Below are 16978 nucleotides of genomic sequence, written 5' to 3'. Positions count from 1 at the left end.
TTAGAAGAAACGAGGGTTTACTTTCGCTCTTAATTTGGTTCCGAGTTCAAATCTTAAAAAGATTTCGTGGGATCCACTGTTGTAATTTCTCAGTTCTGTGGTATCATAATCATAGCCATAGCCAATCATAATGTTATCAGTCACTTGAAAACCTGCCATTCCACTCACCGCAGCATCAAGTCTGTAGGCAAGGCCAAAGGTTACTCTGTCGTAAATTAGAGCGTTTGCCGAAACATCAACGGCAAGGGGAGCGCCCATAACACCTTTGACCAAGACCGCAGGTTTTAATTTAAAACTAGGATTTAGGGTAAAAACATAACCACCAATTAAGTAAACATGAGTTTTTTCCGTTGCCGTTGAAACCTGCACGTCGTCATAATGTTCTGTTTCCAATAGGTTAGGCGAGGAGAGACCCAAATACCAATTGTCTGCGTGTAAGTAAAGACCGGCACCAACAATAGGGGAGCTATAACTTTTTTGTGTTAGGTCGTAGTCATTGGGATTGTAGATAAGCAACTTGTTTGGATCTAAATCTAACAAGGACAAACCTCCTTTAACTCCAAATGATAACTTTGTGTTTTCAGACATTGGAATGGTATATGAAAAATCTGCGGTAATTATACTTTCCGTAGATGGTCCAATTTTATCGCTTGTAAAACCAAGACCCAGACCTACGCCTTGCACTCCAATTGGGGAGTTTGCGGAGAAATTCAAGGTTTCTGGGGCACCGTCAATGCCCACCCATTGGTTTCTGTAAATTCCCAACATACTTAGGGAGCCGCGCGTTCCGGCATATGCAGGATTTACGCTAACCGTGTTATACATATATTGGGTGTACTGTGAATCCTGCTGCGCCTGCACGTCGTGGACCGCAGAAAAAATACATCCCAGTAGCATAAAAATAAATAGTTTTGATAATTTAATATTCATGAGAATTCTTTTCGTGTTAGTTTCCACTTAGGTATAAAAACCCAGCTTGTTTGTGTCTTTCGTTTGTGCCTTCACCATATAGATAATCTAAAATATAATAATAGGTTCCAGATGGAAGTTGCTCGGAATCCTTAATGGTCAATCTTCCAGTTGAAAAGCCGTCAAAAACATTTCCACTGTCACCATAATTATCGGTTTCAAATACCTTTACGCCCCAACGGTTGTAAACTTCAACGTGGAGGTTTTTAATATTTGGATTTTGATTATCAATAAAGAAGTAGTCATTTTTTCCATCACCGTTTGGAGTTACTGCCGTATAAACTACAAGTCCGCCAGGAAGAACAGCATCCGCCTTTAAGCGTCCGAATGTAAATACGCCGTATTTGGCAACTGCCGTAGTTACGGTCTGGTTGCTCAAATCTATTGCGCCACCTTCATCAACCCACATATTACTTGCCTCATCCCATCGTACAATGGTCAATGCATTCTGTTGGGCTGCAGTAATCATTCCGGCGGGAGTAGTAACATCACGATAAGAAAGTGTAATAAGTACATCTTCATTGCCCGCGGTTTTTTCCTCAATAGTCCAATATTCCTGATTGTCTATTTCCTGGATTGCTCCTGCTCTTAAATTGTGTGAATAAAGATTATTTGAATTTTCAAAATAGAACTTTCCTTCAAAATTAGTTGCCACATTTGCTGGTGCAGAAATTCCTCCGAAGCGATAATAACCCTCATCTCCAATAGGAAAAGTGAATTGCTTATTGCCCAGTTTATTTACCGGTCCGTCCACGTGACTATAGTCTGAAGTGTTTATATGGTTGGCATCAGTATCAAAGGTGAAATTTCCTCCAAAGTTGTCGTTGTCAACTATCCCATCTTCAAAATCTGCCGTCCCGTTAATCTCAAGGGTTCCTGACAAAAGGAATGGAACAGTGTTGCTACTGTTTTTGAAATAAGCATTATAAAGATAACTTGTATTGCTACCGCATATATTTTGGTCTGCCGTTCCAATAAATCTGGTAATTCCTGTATTCTGATAAAAATCCAGCGTGCCATCATTATTGAAGTGGCTGTAAATAAAAGCTTCACCATCGTTATAGAACGATCCTGTTTCAAGATTATCAAAATTTTCAACTGTTGAAAATTTTGTTGCATCACTCACATATAACATTCCTTCATTAGAGGTTTGAGCCAACATATTGAAAGTAAGTAGCAGTAAGGTGCTTATGTATAAATAAGTATTTTTCATTCTTAATTGCGTTTTACTTTTTGATAAATGTTCGGGTTTGTAATCAATAGACTAGCTCCTTTAAGCGGCACAAAAGTATGATCTGGTCTGTTAGGATCGTAGTTGGGATCGCTAGGATCCAGTGGCGTAGGATCTACAGAAGTCTGCGGAATTAAATCTTCACCTAAATCATTTTTTCCCGCAACTGAAGCTAGGTTATAGACGCCTTTATTGGTTATATCAAGTTGGGTAAGTGAATAATTTACCGCATAGACCCATTCTTCATTTGGATTCAAAATGCCGTCACTATTAATATCTCCGCTTGGCGAAACAGTAATTACGCCGCCTAGCTTAGGATCTTCTAGAATAACATCATAGATATCTATACTACCCAAATTTTTTACTGTCAATGTATAGGTAATTGTTTCTCCAGGTTGTGCTACATTGTCACCATTTTCATCATTAAATACTCCCTCTTTTTCTAGGGAATAGGTTAATGTAAATGGAATAGAACTGGTCTTGATGTTATTACAATTGCCGCCCATTCCGTTATTGTCACATTCGTAAAATGGATCTGTTGGTGGTATGTTTGGATCTGGGTTGGTAGCATCAGGATCTGTTACGTCATTTGGACGCATAATTGTTGCTGTAAATTCATAGTCATCTACGGTTATATCAGAATTTACAACTAAGGTAATTTGATATTCAATTTCACAACCACTTGGCAAGTCTAGCGTAGAATTGTAGGTTCTTGTAACAGCATTATAGGTTAAGGTTAAATTTTCTGTTCCGCAGCCATTGCCATTAAAGGCTATATTGTTTGGATCAAACCCTACCGGAATAATAAAACTGAAAGGAGCTTCATCTACATCGCTCGGGCCATTGTTTCTCGCTTTTATGGTGTAGATAACTTCAGTACCTACTTCAGTTAAATACGTTCTATTTGGGATAATGGAAGGCACTTCTAAATCTGCAATTTTTACGACTACTATCGTTTCAATTGTCTGCGCTTCACCTTTTATGAAGGTCCAAGTATCAATCGCTTTATTATCTCCAAAAAGTCCACTTGTACCCGTACCACCAATTCCCCAAATGTGGCCATTAATGTTACTACTTAGGCCATCTCCATTTCCTTCCGTTACCGTTCCATCATAGGTAGATGTTAAGTGACTATTGTTTATAGGATTTGGAATACTTCCGTTACTACCGTAAGTTATATCTATATCGTTCCAGTAAACAATATCAGATTCTACAACCTCGTTCCCAGTGTTGGTTAATATAACATGATCCAGAAGCTCTACTATAGTGCCATCTCTGTTATATTCCATATCTATAAAAGGAAAATGGACTTCTGCTCCTTGCAGCTGCACTGTAATTTTGGAAGGCACATTTCCTAGTGGTAATGGATCGCCATTTCCGTCCTTTCCATCCCATAAAATACTATTTTGTCCAGCTATGGAGGATCCGTTTAGAGTACGGGTTACAAAAGTAGGTGGAAGGTCCGAGCTTTCAATAATAATGGTATATTGGCCCTGGGAACCTGCCAGAAATTTAATATAGCCTCCTTTATTGCCTACTTGGCCGGGTGTACCATCTACGCCAACAATTTCCACATTGGAAACCTCTGGTGCTATCACTTCATTCTTTAACCAAGTGGTTCCTCCTGGTACAGCTCCTGTTGCAGAAGTAGGTAAATCTTCTGAAGGCAATGTATAGAACATCTTATGGGTAATATGCCTTTCCGTATCGGCAATATTCGGATCGTGGGCCTGATTCCCGAAGTTACTGGATTTGTTTAAACTTTTATAAAGCGGCTCTTGCGTAGGGCCATCTACGTAACCATTATTGTTTACATAGAAGGTAAAATACATACCATTATTACCATTATTATCCACTCGATACGTATAACCATCTTTAGTAAGCACATAAATAAGTCCTTCAAATCCTTGGGTATTTGGACTCGAAGTTCCATTTGAAAGGTTTAAAACATTGGTATAAACACGTCCTTTTATAAAACCATTGTTAGCTGAATTGATAACAGATATATCCCAAGCTACGATTGCCGCATTGTTTGTGGGCTGTGTCCAATTTGCATTTGCAAGGTATGTGTTGGAGGGATCTCCCGTTGCTCTCGCCACAAACTCTACCCGATAAATTCCAGCTACGGTTACCGTATAGTAAATTGGCAGGTATTTGTTGCCACCAGCTGGTTCTCCAACTAAAAGTGGACCCGCCAGTTCTGCGGTTCTATTACTTATTACACCATTGGATACATCGCTTACAATTTCGGTACCACTTGGATCATATAGTCTTATTCTGGAGGTGCCGCCAGTTCCCTGCACACTGGATGCTAAGGTAATGGTTTCACCAACTTGCGCATATATGTAGTGAGTTCCGTAATTTGCAAATGGCCAGTTGGCAGTAGCCGCATTATGTGCACGTAAGTATGCACGTAGCCCAGTTTTTCCGGAGGGGTATAAATCTTTGGAACCATCTGCCCAAGCCGTTGTTCCACTGAGTAGCAGCAAACACAAAACGAGCAGGGTAATGTGTGGTTTTGGCATTATATATATTAATTTTTTTATCATCGTATTCGTATTTTTAAGTTTTGTGAAATGAATATCATAAAGTTTTAGCTTCTGCGCGCCTTGCCCAGAAGCACTCACCTTATTTATTATTTCACTACAAATACTATTGTCATATAGGAAGCTTCTGTTGCATTTCCGATAATATCATAGGTCAATACTCCGTTTGCATCGATAGAAAGATTTGCAAACACGGTAGTATCATAATATGTAATGTGGTATTCCAATTCCGTAGCAGGTAATGTTGGGATGCTGCTCGCTGCCCCGGTACTACTTACCAATAATGGATTACCCGTTCCTTGAAATTGTGCAGCATATTCAGCATGCAAGTTTCTTGTGAAAGTTCCATTTACCGAAGTATCAAAAATAATTGCTGGCATATAAAAGAATTTTGGTATTGCGGAATTCACTTGTTTTAACACTCCTGTCGCCGGATCGGCAACTACTAGATTGTCTGTAATTGAACCACTTTGTAAGCCGGCTACTGCTAAAGTATTGGTAGCATCTGCAGTAATAGTAGTAGGTTTTATTAATGCACCTCCCAATTGGATTGTGTTATTAGTCTTGGTCAATCCGTTATTAACTTCAAGGAAACCAAGAATGTCAACATCTGTGGTGTTGCCATCCTCATCAGTATAAGTGAAGGTGCCATCAGCATTTACAACAACTGTTGTTACCGTTTCAAAAGCGTCGATTATAGCTTCAAGGTCGATCGAGGTTGTATCACCATTTTCGTCTTTGTATTCCAGGGTTTTCCCATCAGCATTTAAAACCATAGTTGTTAGGGTTTCCGCTCCGCCTACAGAAATTACAGTAGTATTTCCGTCTTCATCTGTATAAGTGAAAGTTCCATCGCCGTTATCAACGATAGTAGTAACGGTCTCAAAGTTTTTGATTACAGTTTCAAGATCAATGCTTGTTACAACACCATCTTCGTCTGTATATTCGAGGGTTTTTCCGTCAGGATTTAGAGCAAGGAAAGTAAGCGTTTCCAGGTCAGAAACATCAATTGTAGTTGTGTTTCCGTCTTCATCTGTATAAGTGAAAGTGCCATCGCCATTATCAACTATTGTAGTAACGGTTTCAAAATTTTTGATTACTGTTTCAAGATTTATGCTTGTTACAACGCCATCTTCATCTGTATATTCAAGGGTTTTTCCGTCAGGATTTAAAGCAAGGAACGTAAGAGTTTCCAAGTTTGAAACATCAATTGTAGTTGTGTTTCCGTCTTCATCTGTATAGGTGAAAGTGCCATCGCCGTTATCAATGATAGTGGTAACGGTCTCAAAATTTTTGATTACAGTTTCAAGATCTATGCTTGTTACAACACCATCTTCATCTGTATATTCAAGGGTTTTTCCGTCAGGATTTAGAGCAAGGAAAGTAAGCGTTTCCAGGTCAGAAACATCAATTGTAGTTGTGTTTCCGTCTTCATCTGTATAAGTGAAAGTGCCATCGCCATTATCAACTATTGTAGTAACGGTTTCAAAATTTTTGATTACTGTTTCAAGATTTATGCTTGTTACAACGCCATCTTCATCTGTATATTCAAGGGTTTTTCCGTCAGGATTTAAAGCAAGGAACGTAAGAGTTTCCAAGTTTGAAACATCAATTGTAGTTGTGTTTCCGTCTTCATCTGTATAGGTGAAAGTGCCATCGCCGTTATCAATGATAGTGGTAACGGTCTCAAAATTTTTGATTACAGTTTCAAGATCTATGCTTGTTACAACACCATCTTCATCTGTATATTCAAGGGTTTTTCCGTCCGGATTTAAAGCAAGGAACGTAAGAGTTTCCAAGTTTGAAACATCAATTGTAGTTGTGTTTCCGTCTTCATCTGTATATGTGAAAGTACCATCGCCATTATCAACTATTGTGGTAACAGTCTCAAAATTTTTGATAACCTGCGCCAAATCAATTTGGGTTACAACACCATCTTCATCTGTATATTCAAGGGTTTTTCCGTCAGGATTTAGAGCAAGGAAAGTCAGTGTTTCCAAGTTTGAAACATCGATTGTAGTTGTGTTTCCGTCTTCATCTGTATAAGTGAAAGTGCCATCGCCATTATCAACTATTGTGGTAACGGTTTCAAAGTTTTTGATTACAGTTTCAAGATCGATGCTGGTAACAACGCCATCTTCATCTGTGTATTCAAGGGTTTTTCCGTCAGGATTTAATGCTAGGAAAGTAAGTGTTTCCAAGTTTGAAACATCAATTGTAGTTGTGTTTCCGTCTTCATCAGTATAAGTGAAAGTACCATCGCCGTTATCAACTATTGTGGTAACGGTCTCAAAGTTTTTGATAACTGTTTCAAGATCTATGCTTGTTACAACGCCATCTTCATCTGTGTATTCTAATGTTTTCCCGTCAGGATTTAATGCTAGGAAAGTAAGTGTTTCCAGGTTTGAAACATCGATTGTAGTTGTGTTTCCATCTTCATCTGTATAGGTAAAAGTTCCGTCTCCATTATCAACGATTGTGGTAACAGTCTCAAAATTTTTGATTACAGTTTCAAGATCTATGCTTGTTACAACGCCATCTTCATCTGTGTATTCAAGGGTATGGCCGTCTGCATTTAGACCCAGATATGTAAGAGTCTCAAGATCTGCGATATTAATAATTTGAATGTCCCCGTTTTCATCTATATAGGTAAATTGTCCATTTATAACATCCCAAAAAACAATATAGTCCGGCAAATCTGTTTCAGTAAGCAACCTGTTCCAGCTTCCTTGATACCAGTAGTAATATCCTGGAGTAAGTGAGGCGGAAGTATTAATGTTGTAAACCAACAAGCTTTCCAAATTGCCCGCCGTGATTGTAGTTTGATCCGTTACACTTGTAAGCGGAACTTGAGGTATCATAATACCTCTGTTGGCAGACTTTATTTCTAGTTGTGTGGATGGGTTGGGCATATCGGTACCAATCCCTACTTGTGCATTGGCTTGATACAGGTTCAGCAAAAGAACTGTTGTGATTAAGAATAGTAATAATTTTTTCATAATGATTCGGTCTTGTTGTAACGTTTTTAAGATTTAAATTTGACTAGTGTACTTAATAAAGATTTTTAATATGCGGTTGAAAATAATGAGTAGAGAGAAAATCACGATAAAAGCAATTACCCACACTTTTTAAAATTTGTGCTAAACTAGAGTGTTTATGGAAGGGTTTAAAAGCGTTATCCGGCTGTTTTCCATAAAATAGATAGTGTGGAAGCAATTGATTTACAGGTTGTTCGGAAAATACTTAACTTTTTGTTAAGATTTTTGACAATTTGACGGCAGATAGCGAATATTTATCCACATTTTTTACCGTTTATCGTTAAAGAAGAGATTGCCTATTATAAGGCCTAGAAATTTTAAAAGAAGTTCTTCATAAATTTAAAGGAAAAGTGGTCCAGGAATTTAAAGGATATTTGTAATTTTTAATCCCGAAGACTTTCAATATATTCAGATGGAGAAAGATTTACAAATCGCTTAAAGTTAGAAGAGAATTTACTATGGGAGGAAAAACCGCTTTCTTCTGCCAAATAACTTATTTTATAATTTAAATAATCAGAATCTGTTTTAAGCTTTTCAACTATATATTGAATGCGAAGCTCGTTTATGTAAGTATTATAATCCCTGTTTTTGGATGTTTTCAGGATGTGGCTTAAATATTTGGCGTTTGTATTAAGTTGCCCTACCAAGACGGAAAAAGAAATTTTATTGTCAAGATAGTCTTTAGAGGCTTCAAATTCATTAAGCTTTTCTAATAACTCGTCTTCCGTTTTTTGAGGAAGTACAATTTTGGTTGATTTTTTTTCGTCACTTTCCTTTGTATCAACCGACTCCAATTTCCAAATCTTCCTTCTGAAATAAAACAAAAGAGCCAAAACCCCAAGTACGATGACAGCCAATATAGCATACAGGTTAGGGTTGGAAGTTGCTTTCTTTTTATTGCTTATTCTGTTGAATTCACTGTTGATCGATTTCTTGGTTCTGGAAATATTCTCCTGTAATATGGTATTATATTTATTATCGTAAAACGAGAAACTATCAATTTCCTTTCGCTCTTTATAATAAGATGCCATATTGCGGTATACGTTTTCCTTCAGGGCGGTGTGGTCCGTTTTTTCTGCAATGGAAAGTGCGCTTTGAAGATGTATTTTTGCGCTGTCCAATTTATTCTGTTTTAAAAAAATATTTCCGAGACCTTGGAAGCTCATCGCTCCCCATTGGGTATTGATGGCTCCGGACTTTTCCAGATATTCCAAAGATTTATAATAATGTTCTTTTGCAATTTCATATTCCTCCAAACCTGTATAGCTTCTTCCAAACATCTCCTCATTATTGCCAATTAAAAAGTTTTTAAACTGTTCATTCTGAACCCCTTCAAAGGAAAGGGAAGCCAATTGTACATTTTCAATAGCCTCCTTAAATTTATTCTCCTCAAAAGCGTAATAGGCCATTTCCTGATAGGTCATCCCCCGAAACTGCGACGCTAATTGCTTGTTTTCGATCTTGGAACTTATAGCTATTCCTTTTTTTAGGTATTTTTTACCCTGGTCCAAAAAACCTATATTTCTATATTGCGTAGAGAGAAACCCGTAAATCTTGGCCTGCCATTGATAGTCCTTAATATTTTCAGCTATTGTTAGTGCCTTAAGGGCATTCTCGACGGACAGTTGCCGCTTGCCCTGTTTTTCCAAAAGATCGGCTATAAGCATTAGGGAACGGAGTCTTTGAATCTCCATATCTGAATATAAATAGAGTGAATCTGCTGTGTGTAGCGCCTTGGTAGGATTTGTGGCCGAAACATTTACCGCAGTATCATAGTAAATACTGTCAAAAGCTGCGAGGGCTTTTTCATTCTGACTGTTGACGGTGAAAGCTATACATAATAGAAAAATAGTAGATAATAAACTTTTCATTTACTGGAATATGTGTGGGGTGCCTTAAGAGGCCAAAGATATAAAAAACTTAAATTTAAAAACTTATATACTTTACATTAGTAGTATTTGGTAATTTCTTAATTGGGGAATTAGGTTCAAAATCTTGAAAAAAACGGTCCCAGTACGATAGTGGAATGTGAAGTTGGGCTTTTCTAATTTAAATATTTATATGTAAAATTATCCAATTGACATTTTAGCAGATGCATTCCAAAGATATTGTGGCATAGGTTCGCTCAAATTCCAATTGATACTCATTGGTTTGGATCCATAATAATTTTGAATGTTTCCTTCTCCAATAAACACGTAGCCCATTGTATTGCCAAATTCATCTTTTGCTTTTTCCCTTATAAACAATAAAATATTCTTCTTTAAATTCATATGATTAATATACGTCAAACCTTTTCCGTGATCAGAACGGGTTTGATTTTGAGATTGCCAGTGAAAAAGAGTTTCACTAACGGCATAATCATTATACATTGTGGTTGGAGAAAAATTCTCCTCTGACTTTATTAAATCTATAAAAAGAATCTCAGTATTTATAGCCTTGTTTTCGGCAACACCTTCGCGATTAGAAGATTTTTTCTTAAAATCACTGAGTCCGAATGCTGTCAAGATTTGATCACGTAAATGTATTTTAAATGGACAAACTACTTTTCAACTTTCAGTAATCTGTTTTGTTATTATTTTTATAGCCTCATCCTTGCTCAAAATATTGTCAAATTCCCTTAACGAATCTTCATCTTTGTAAATACCATTTCTATCATTCCAATATAGCCATCCAATTAAATCAAGACGAGACCAGGAATTCAATTCCAATTGCAGTCGATCACCATTCAGCTCCATTAGTTTGTAGTATGGATCTTGTAATTTTTTCTTTTCATCTATATAAGGATTCATTGACTATTTATTAAAAGATTGAACCTGAATGCCACTAGCAATACAAATATAATAAAATCTAATAATATTTAGGCTTATTTGATACTTATTGTATGTAGTCTAGTTATTGTCATAAAAGTATATTTGATGAATGAATGATTCAGTTTTGCAATCTTTTGGAAATAAAATTAGGCTTCTTCGTAAAGTAGCAAATCTTTCTCAAGAAAAAGTGGCAGATTTAACTGGATTTCATCGTACTTATATAGGTATGATAGAGAGGGGTGAAAGAAACGTTTCCTTGAAAAATCTTAAGCGGTTTGCAAATGCTTTTAATATAACACTCGAATCCTTAATGAAAGATGTTCAATGAGTGCGAGAAAAAACATATACGATTATATTAAAACACACGGAATACGTAAATATGCTGGAGATGAGTTACGCGCTGTCGGGGCAATTAGTGAGTGGGCGAGAGTATTAAGGCAACTTCGACAAGATAATATAATAGATTTTGAATATGATTCTACAACTAAGGTTTATGACTTAAAAGCCATAAATACTTATACATCGACTACATTAAGATCGGGACTGTCTTCAAAGGACAAATATAAAATACGGAATAGGGATGGTCATCGATGTCAATCTTGTGGTAAAGGAGTAAATGATGGAATGAAGTTACACGTAGATCATAAAATACCAATTGACTGGGGAGGCTCCAATTTGGATGATAATTTATGGACACTTTGTGATGATTGTAATCTAGCAAAAAAGGCTTTTTTTAAAGACGATTTTGATGTTAAAGTTATGAAGCTTGTTTTTAGCGAATCTAGCGGTTATCAAAGATTGAAAGTATTGTTTGAGCAATCTCCTAATGTTAAATTTACACCTTCAGTTTTACAGGGAATATCAGGAATTAGAGATTGGACGAGAACTATTAGAGATATTCGGAATAAATATAATATAAATATTTCTTGGGTTACCGCAACGGCTGAATTCCCGAATGGGTATTATACAAATGTTCAATAATCTTCTCCGCCGTAGCCTGTATAGCTGGAACTGCAACAGAATTGCCAAACTGTTTATAAGCCTGAGCATCTGAAACGACTATTTTAAAATCATCAGGAAAACCCTGCAGTCTAGCCCACTCCCGAGGTGTCATTTTCCGAATCCCTTCACGATTAACTTTTCCTGAAATTTTTGTGATAGGGTTAAAATTCGTCAATTTATCATCAAATATTAAATTGCGTTCTCTGCCCATTCCTCCGCAAACTACTGCGTTGGCAATTCCGTCTTGTGGAATTATCTCATAACCAAATCCGTTACCTTTACTTTCATGGCGAGCTCGGTGGTTCTTTAAAGTTTGTAAATATGTTGTAGAAAGATAATATTTTACTGAAACTTCTTGTTCTTCTAATATATCTTCCAAAATAGCAGATTTATCAGTTGGTTCAGGATATTGAAATTCTTTGATACCCAAATCTTTTCGGAACCCAACAATAAAAATACGCTCTCTATTCTGGGGAACACCAAATTCCTTTGCATTCATTATTTTAGGTTCTGGTACATAGTAATTCAAGTCCTCACGAAGCACATTTAATATGATAGCTAAAGTTTTCCCTTTATCATGATTTCGCAGGCCCTTTACATTTTCTAAAAAGATTGCTTCTGGTTGTTTCTTTTTAATTATTTCTGCGACGTCAAAGAATAGAGTGCCTCTAGTGTCTTCAAAACCACCTCGCCTGCCGGCAATTGAAAATGCCTGACATGGAAACCCTGCGCATAATACATCGAAATCATCTGGGATATAACTTTTTGTTTTGTCTTTTGTAATATCTCCAAATGGTATTTCTCCGAAGTTTGCTTTATAGGTTTGCTTAGAATATTTATCCCATTCACTTGTAAAAACACATTTTCCTCCAAGATTTTGGAAGGCCAAACGGAAACCACCGATTCCTGCAAAAAGATCTATAAATTTAAAACTTGGATTTTCAGTTGCGGGAAATGGAACCGTTTTTTTAAAATCAAAAATCAAGTATTGTAATGCTTCTTCGGCAAACTTGTTTGTAATTTTCTCTAAAGGATATTGTTTTTCTAAAATTTCTTTGACGTGTGCCAAAGCATCTTTTTTATAAAATTTAGAAATTCCGTTTTTGTTATTGTGCAAGTAATGTGTGAAAGAAGCAGGTTTGTAATTGTCTGGTTCAACTAGTTTTATTTCAAATAGCTTTCCGTCAATATTTTCTATTTTAATTTTCTCTTTCATCGTGTCTAAATAGTTCAATCGCACAAGTTATAAAAGATATTATAGAGATGATTTATATCTTGGTATTTTTGTTCACATTTTTTTTGTTGATAATGTAATTCACCCAACCCCCAAAACCCGCATCCCCCCAGCATCCTTAACCGCCAACAATTCCAAATTCAAAATCAAAAAAAAGCAATTCTAAAAAAGTAAACAACCGTGTGGGATTACCAAAGAATGGATTGTAACTTAAATAAGTTTAAAATGTTATTTCTTAGCACACTCCCCACTAGCCCAAGAAGTAAGCCCAGCGTGTTCAGCCATACAGGCATTGCCATACGTTTTGCCATCGCAACCGCAAACAGGATCGTATTGCAAAGTGCACGGGCCATCGCTTATTTTTGATTTATCAATACAGGCAAGGGTTTTTCCCGCGCCACAGGAAGATAAAGCCATTAATCCCATTAGAAGCACGGCAGTAAATAATGATGATGATGTGTTAGTTGTTTTCATAGATTAGGATTGAATTAAAAGATCCAAAATAAGCAATACTTTCCATTAAATGAAAAATCTTTTAGAACAGTTTGTTAATGGACTCGATCTAAAAATCGTACTTTTGCACGCTTAAAAATTATTTAGAAAATAGATCATGAATAAGACATTCGACGTACTAATAGAAATACCAAAAGGAAGCCGCAATAAATACGAATACGATTTTCAACTAAAGAAAATTCGTTTTGACCGTATGCTCTTCAGCAGTATGATGTATCCTGCGGATTATGGTTTTATTCCTGAAACTTTGGCGTTAGATGGCGATCCGCTGGATGTTTTGGTAATGGGCGGTGAACCTACCTTTCCCATGTGTGTAGTTGAGGTTAAGCCAATAGGTGTTTTCCACATGGCAGACGAAAAAGGACCCGATGAAAAAGTAATTTGCGTTCCTGTTTCAGACCCAATCTGGAGCCGTTTAAATGATTTAAGCGATATGAACCAACACACTTTGAAAGAAATTGAACACTTCTTTCAAGTTTACAAAGATCTTGAGAAAAAGCGCGTAGATGTAGGCGGTTGGGGAGATGCCGCGGAAGCCGTGGAGATATATAATCTTTGTGTAAAGCGCTATAAAGACACGCCCGAAGTTCATGGGCAATTTAGTATTTAAAATCATATAATCACTATTCTGGATAACCTAACGGGAGATTGCTTCGTACCTCGCAATGACTCCTGTTAGGTTTCCTGCATTTAAGTGTTTCGTATCCCAAACCATTTCCCTATTTTTGCAACCGAAAATTTGACAACCAAATCTTAATTAAAAAAATATTATGGAATCAATGATGATTTACGCGCCGATAGTAATGGCGATATTAGGCTTAATCTTTATGGCCGTTAAACGTTCTTGGGTAATGAAACAAAATCCCGGCGATGGTAAAATGAAAGAAATAAGCGACCACATTTACGAAGGTGCTTTAGCTTTCCTTAACGCTGAGTACAGATTACTTGCCGTTTTTGTTGTTATTGTGAGTGTTGCTTTGGCAATAGTTTCATACGTTGTTCCTACAACACATATATTAATAGTAGTTGCTTTTATTTTCGGTGCTGTGTTTTCTGCGCTTGCAGGTAATATGGGGATGAAAATAGCAACTAAAACAAACGTTCGTACTACACAAGCTGCAAAAACAAGTCTGCCAGATGCTTTAAAAGTATCTTTTGGTGGTGGTACCGTAATGGGTCTTGGTGTTGCAGGTCTTGCAGTATTAGGTTTAACAGCATTCTTTATTTTCTTCTTTCACTTTTTTATGAATGGTGTTTGGGCTCCTCAAGTTATAAATGGAGTTGAGTTTTCTGGTACAGAATTAATGACAATCGTCCTTGAAACATTGGCTGGATTCTCTCTTGGAGCCGAATCAATCGCCTTGTTCGCAAGAGTAGGTGGTGGTATCTACACAAAAGCTGCCGATGTTGGAGCAGATTTAGTTGGTAAAGTGGAAGCTGGTATTCCAGAAGATGATCCTCGTAACCCTGCTACAATCGCAGATAACGTAGGTGATAACGTAGGTGATGTTGCAGGTATGGGTGCCGATTTATTTGGTAGTTATGTAGCAACAGTGCTTGCAGCAATGGTTTTAGGAAACTACGTAATTAAAGATATGGGTGGTGCAATTACCGATGCATTTGGCGGTATTGGTCCAATTTTATTACCAATGGCAATTGCAGGTGTGGGTATCATTATCTCGATAATAGGTACAATGCTTGTAAAAATAAAAAATAACGATGCAAAGGAATCTCAAGTAATGGGCGCTTTGAACATTGGTAACTGGGTTTCAATAGTTTTAGTAGCTGTTTCTTGTTTTGCTCTTGTAAAATGGATGCTTCCTGAAACTATGAATATGAGTTTCTTTGGCGAAGGTCTTCAAGAGATTTCTTCAATGAGAGTGTTTTATGCTACTTTGGTTGGTTTGGTTGTAGGTGCTGGTATTTCGTCAGTTACTGAATACTACACTGGTTTAGGTAAAAAACCGATTCTTAAAATCGTACAACAATCTTCAACTGGAGCAGGAACTAACATTATTGCAGGTTTAGCAACAGGGATGATTTCTACCTTCCCTTCAGTATTACTTTTCGCAGGTGCTATTTGGGCATCGTATGCTTTTGCAGGTTTTTATGGAGTTGCACTTGCAGCTTCTGCAATGATGGCTACAACAGCTATGCAACTGGCTATTGATGCTTTCGGACCAATTAGTGATAACGCTGGTGGTATTGCCGAAATGAGCGAGCAAGAACCAATTGTTCGTGAACGTACTGATATTTTAGATTCTGTAGGTAATACAACTGCAGCAACTGGAAAAGGTTTTGCTATTGCTTCTGCTGCCTTAACTTCATTAGCACTTTTTGCTGCTTATGTAACTTTTACAGGAATTGATGGTATTAACATCTTTAAAGCACCAGTTTTGGCAATGCTTTTTGTAGGTGGAATGATTCCAGTTGTATTCTCTGCCTTGGCGATGAATGCAGTGGGTAAAGCTGCGATGCAAATGGTAAATGAAGTGAGACGTCAGTTCCGTGAAATTCCAGGAATTATGGAAGGTACTGGCAAACCAGAATATGATAAGTGTGTTGCTATTTCCACAAAAGCTTCATTAAGAGAAATGTTGTTACCAGGGATTATGACTATTGGTTTTCCATTAGTTATTGCTTTCGTACCAATGATTTTCGGAATGGACAATATGGCAATCGCTGAAATGTTGGGTGGTTATATGGCTGGAGTTACCGTGAGTGGTGTGCTTTGGGCTATTTTCCAAAACAACGCTGGTGGTGCTTGGGATAACGCTAAAAAATCTTTTGAAGCAGGAGTGGTAATTAATGGCGAAATGACTTACAAAGGAAGCGAAGCTCACAAAGCAGCCGTAACCGGTGATACTGTTGGTGATCCATTTAAAGATACTTCGGGCCCTTCAATGAACATTTTGATTAAACTTACTTGTTTGATCGGTCTTGTAATTGCTCCAATTCTTGGTGGACACACTGGTGAAGTAGTAGCAAATGAAACCTCTTCGGAAGAAGTTTATTTTATTGATGCTAATGGTAACAAAACCATTCTTACCGATAAACAAATTCAATATATTGAAACTGGAAGTACTATTACTGAAGGTGATAATCTTAGAAATAAGACTAAAACAATGGTTGAAATGTTGAAAAACGACAACAACGATCAAGTAACTGCAAATGTTACTATCACAACTACTGTAGATGGTGTTGAAACAACCGAAACCAAAACTTTCACTGGAACAGAAGAAGAAGTTCGTTCACAACTGAAAGATGTTGAAGGAATGAAGATTAAAATTAAGGATAAGGAATAAACAAATTCCAAGAAAAATAAATACCAAAATCCAACCTGTCAGGCTTCTAAAACTTGGCAGGTTTTTTATTTAGCACGAAATTGGAATCAAGAACCAAGACCGCTTCGCTACAGGAAACAGGACTAATTCTGCTGAAAAGATAGAAGTCGTCATTTATCATTTCTAAGCCGATTCATTTCACCAAAATAGAGAGTTAAATTCAAACCAATCTGAAATATTCCATCTATAATTCCAACGGTCTTGTCTCAAACAATTCTGTGTCCTGATTCCCTTAAGTCCTGTTTCAAAAAGTCGTGACTCAAACATTCAATTATCCCAAATTATACTACC

General features: G+C 37.0%; 13 protein-coding genes. 4 read left to right on the top strand and 9 right to left on the bottom strand.

Going from position 1 to position 16978, the window contains the following annotated elements; genetic code table 11:
* From AEQSU_RS03650 to AEQSU_RS03620, 7 genes are all read right to left on the bottom strand, one after another.
* Entirely contained in the window at nucleotides 1-930 is a 930-nt protein-coding gene (locus AEQSU_RS03650) for a PorP/SprF family type IX secretion system membrane protein (RefSeq protein ID WP_052309015.1), read from the bottom strand.
* 16 nt (nucleotides 931-946) lie between these two features.
* Nucleotides 947-2182, bottom strand: coding sequence for a T9SS type B sorting domain-containing protein (locus AEQSU_RS03645; RefSeq protein WP_014781511.1), 1236 nt, complete (start codon nucleotides 2180-2182; stop codon nucleotides 947-949).
* 2 nt (nucleotides 2183-2184) lie between these two features.
* Entirely contained in the window at nucleotides 2185-4749 is a 2565-nt protein-coding gene (locus AEQSU_RS03640) for a DUF7507 domain-containing protein (protein ID WP_014781510.1), read from the bottom strand.
* 86 nt (nucleotides 4750-4835) lie between these two features.
* Nucleotides 4836-7745, bottom strand: coding sequence for a beta strand repeat-containing protein (locus AEQSU_RS03635; protein ID WP_014781509.1), 2910 nt, complete (start codon nucleotides 7743-7745; stop codon nucleotides 4836-4838).
* Nucleotides 7746-8167: 422 nt separating this feature from the next.
* Nucleotides 8168-9655, bottom strand: coding sequence for a tetratricopeptide repeat protein (locus AEQSU_RS03630; protein ID WP_014781508.1), 1488 nt, complete (start codon nucleotides 9653-9655; stop codon nucleotides 8168-8170).
* 198 nt (nucleotides 9656-9853) lie between these two features.
* Nucleotides 9854-10288 (bottom strand): DUF3427 domain-containing protein, encoded by a 435-nt coding sequence (locus AEQSU_RS03625; RefSeq protein WP_042491600.1) that lies wholly within the window; start codon nucleotides 10286-10288, stop codon nucleotides 9854-9856.
* Between the two features lie 42 nt (nucleotides 10289-10330).
* Complete coding sequence (locus tag AEQSU_RS03620) at nucleotides 10331-10573, bottom strand: hypothetical protein (protein WP_014781507.1); 243 nt, start codon at nucleotides 10571-10573, stop codon at nucleotides 10331-10333.
* 130 nt (nucleotides 10574-10703) lie between these two features.
* On the opposite strand from AEQSU_RS03620, the gene AEQSU_RS03615 reads away from it, so the two are divergent.
* Nucleotides 10704-10922 (top strand): helix-turn-helix domain-containing protein, encoded by a 219-nt coding sequence (locus AEQSU_RS03615; protein WP_014781506.1) that lies wholly within the window; start codon nucleotides 10704-10706, stop codon nucleotides 10920-10922.
* Nucleotides 10919-11575 carry an HNH endonuclease gene (locus AEQSU_RS16090; RefSeq protein WP_014781505.1) on the top strand — a complete coding sequence of 219 codons (657 nt, stop codon included), beginning with the start codon at nucleotides 10919-10921 and terminating at the stop codon, nucleotides 11573-11575. The genes AEQSU_RS03615 and AEQSU_RS16090 overlap by 4 nt, the downstream gene beginning before the upstream one ends.
* Here AEQSU_RS16090 and AEQSU_RS03605 read toward each other — a convergent pair.
* Both AEQSU_RS03605 and AEQSU_RS03600 read right to left on the bottom strand, forming a co-directional pair.
* A complete protein-coding gene (locus AEQSU_RS03605) occupies nucleotides 11526-12812 on the bottom strand; it encodes a DNA cytosine methyltransferase (protein ID WP_042491598.1) in 1287 nt (428 codons plus the stop codon). The genes AEQSU_RS16090 and AEQSU_RS03605 overlap by 50 nt on opposite strands.
* Nucleotides 12813-13058: 246 nt before the next feature.
* Complete coding sequence (locus tag AEQSU_RS03600) at nucleotides 13059-13304, bottom strand: Kazal-type serine protease inhibitor domain-containing protein (protein WP_014781503.1); 246 nt, start codon at nucleotides 13302-13304, stop codon at nucleotides 13059-13061.
* A 136-nt stretch (nucleotides 13305-13440) separates the two neighbouring features.
* On the opposite strand from AEQSU_RS03600, the gene AEQSU_RS03595 reads away from it, so the two are divergent.
* Together AEQSU_RS03595 and AEQSU_RS03590 are read left to right on the top strand one after the other, a co-directional pair.
* Nucleotides 13441-13953 (top strand): inorganic diphosphatase, encoded by a 513-nt coding sequence (locus AEQSU_RS03595; RefSeq protein ID WP_014781502.1) that lies wholly within the window; start codon nucleotides 13441-13443, stop codon nucleotides 13951-13953.
* Between the two features lie 160 nt (nucleotides 13954-14113).
* Nucleotides 14114-16648 (top strand): sodium-translocating pyrophosphatase, encoded by a 2535-nt coding sequence (locus tag AEQSU_RS03590; protein ID WP_014781501.1) that lies wholly within the window; start codon nucleotides 14114-14116, stop codon nucleotides 16646-16648.
* The last annotated feature ends 330 nt before the right edge of the window (nucleotides 16649-16978 follow it).

This window comes from Aequorivita sublithincola DSM 14238 (genome assembly GCF_000265385.1).
Taxonomy (GTDB): domain Bacteria; phylum Bacteroidota; class Bacteroidia; order Flavobacteriales; family Flavobacteriaceae; genus Aequorivita; species Aequorivita sublithincola.
Note: the sequence above shows the minus strand (reverse complement) of the source record. Positions and strands in the feature narration are given on the sequence as shown.

Coding starts and splice junctions, on each gene's coding strand:
- AEQSU_RS03650 (WP_052309015.1), bottom strand. CDS start 930: ATGAATATTAAATTATCAAAACTATTTATTTTTATGCTACTGGGATGT.
- AEQSU_RS03645 (WP_014781511.1), bottom strand. CDS start 2,182: ATGAAAAATACTTATTTATACATAAGCACCTTACTGCTACTTACTTTC.
- AEQSU_RS03640 (WP_014781510.1), bottom strand. CDS start 4,749: ATGATAAAAAAATTAATATATATAATGCCAAAACCACACATTACCCTG.
- AEQSU_RS03635 (WP_014781509.1), bottom strand. CDS start 7,745: ATGAAAAAATTATTACTATTCTTAATCACAACAGTTCTTTTGCTGAAC.
- AEQSU_RS03630 (WP_014781508.1), bottom strand. CDS start 9,655: ATGAAAAGTTTATTATCTACTATTTTTCTATTATGTATAGCTTTCACC.
- AEQSU_RS03620 (WP_014781507.1), bottom strand. CDS start 10,573: ATGAATCCTTATATAGATGAAAAGAAAAAATTACAAGATCCATACTAC.
- AEQSU_RS03615 (WP_014781506.1), top strand. CDS start 10,704: ATGAATGATTCAGTTTTGCAATCTTTTGGAAATAAAATTAGGCTTCTT.
- AEQSU_RS16090 (WP_014781505.1), top strand. CDS start 10,919: ATGAGTGCGAGAAAAAACATATACGATTATATTAAAACACACGGAATA.
- AEQSU_RS03605 (WP_042491598.1), bottom strand. CDS start 12,812: ATGAAAGAGAAAATTAAAATAGAAAATATTGACGGAAAGCTATTTGAA.
- AEQSU_RS03600 (WP_014781503.1), bottom strand. CDS start 13,304: ATGAAAACAACTAACACATCATCATCATTATTTACTGCCGTGCTTCTA.
- AEQSU_RS03595 (WP_014781502.1), top strand. CDS start 13,441: ATGAATAAGACATTCGACGTACTAATAGAAATACCAAAAGGAAGCCGC.
- AEQSU_RS03590 (WP_014781501.1), top strand. CDS start 14,114: ATGGAATCAATGATGATTTACGCGCCGATAGTAATGGCGATATTAGGC.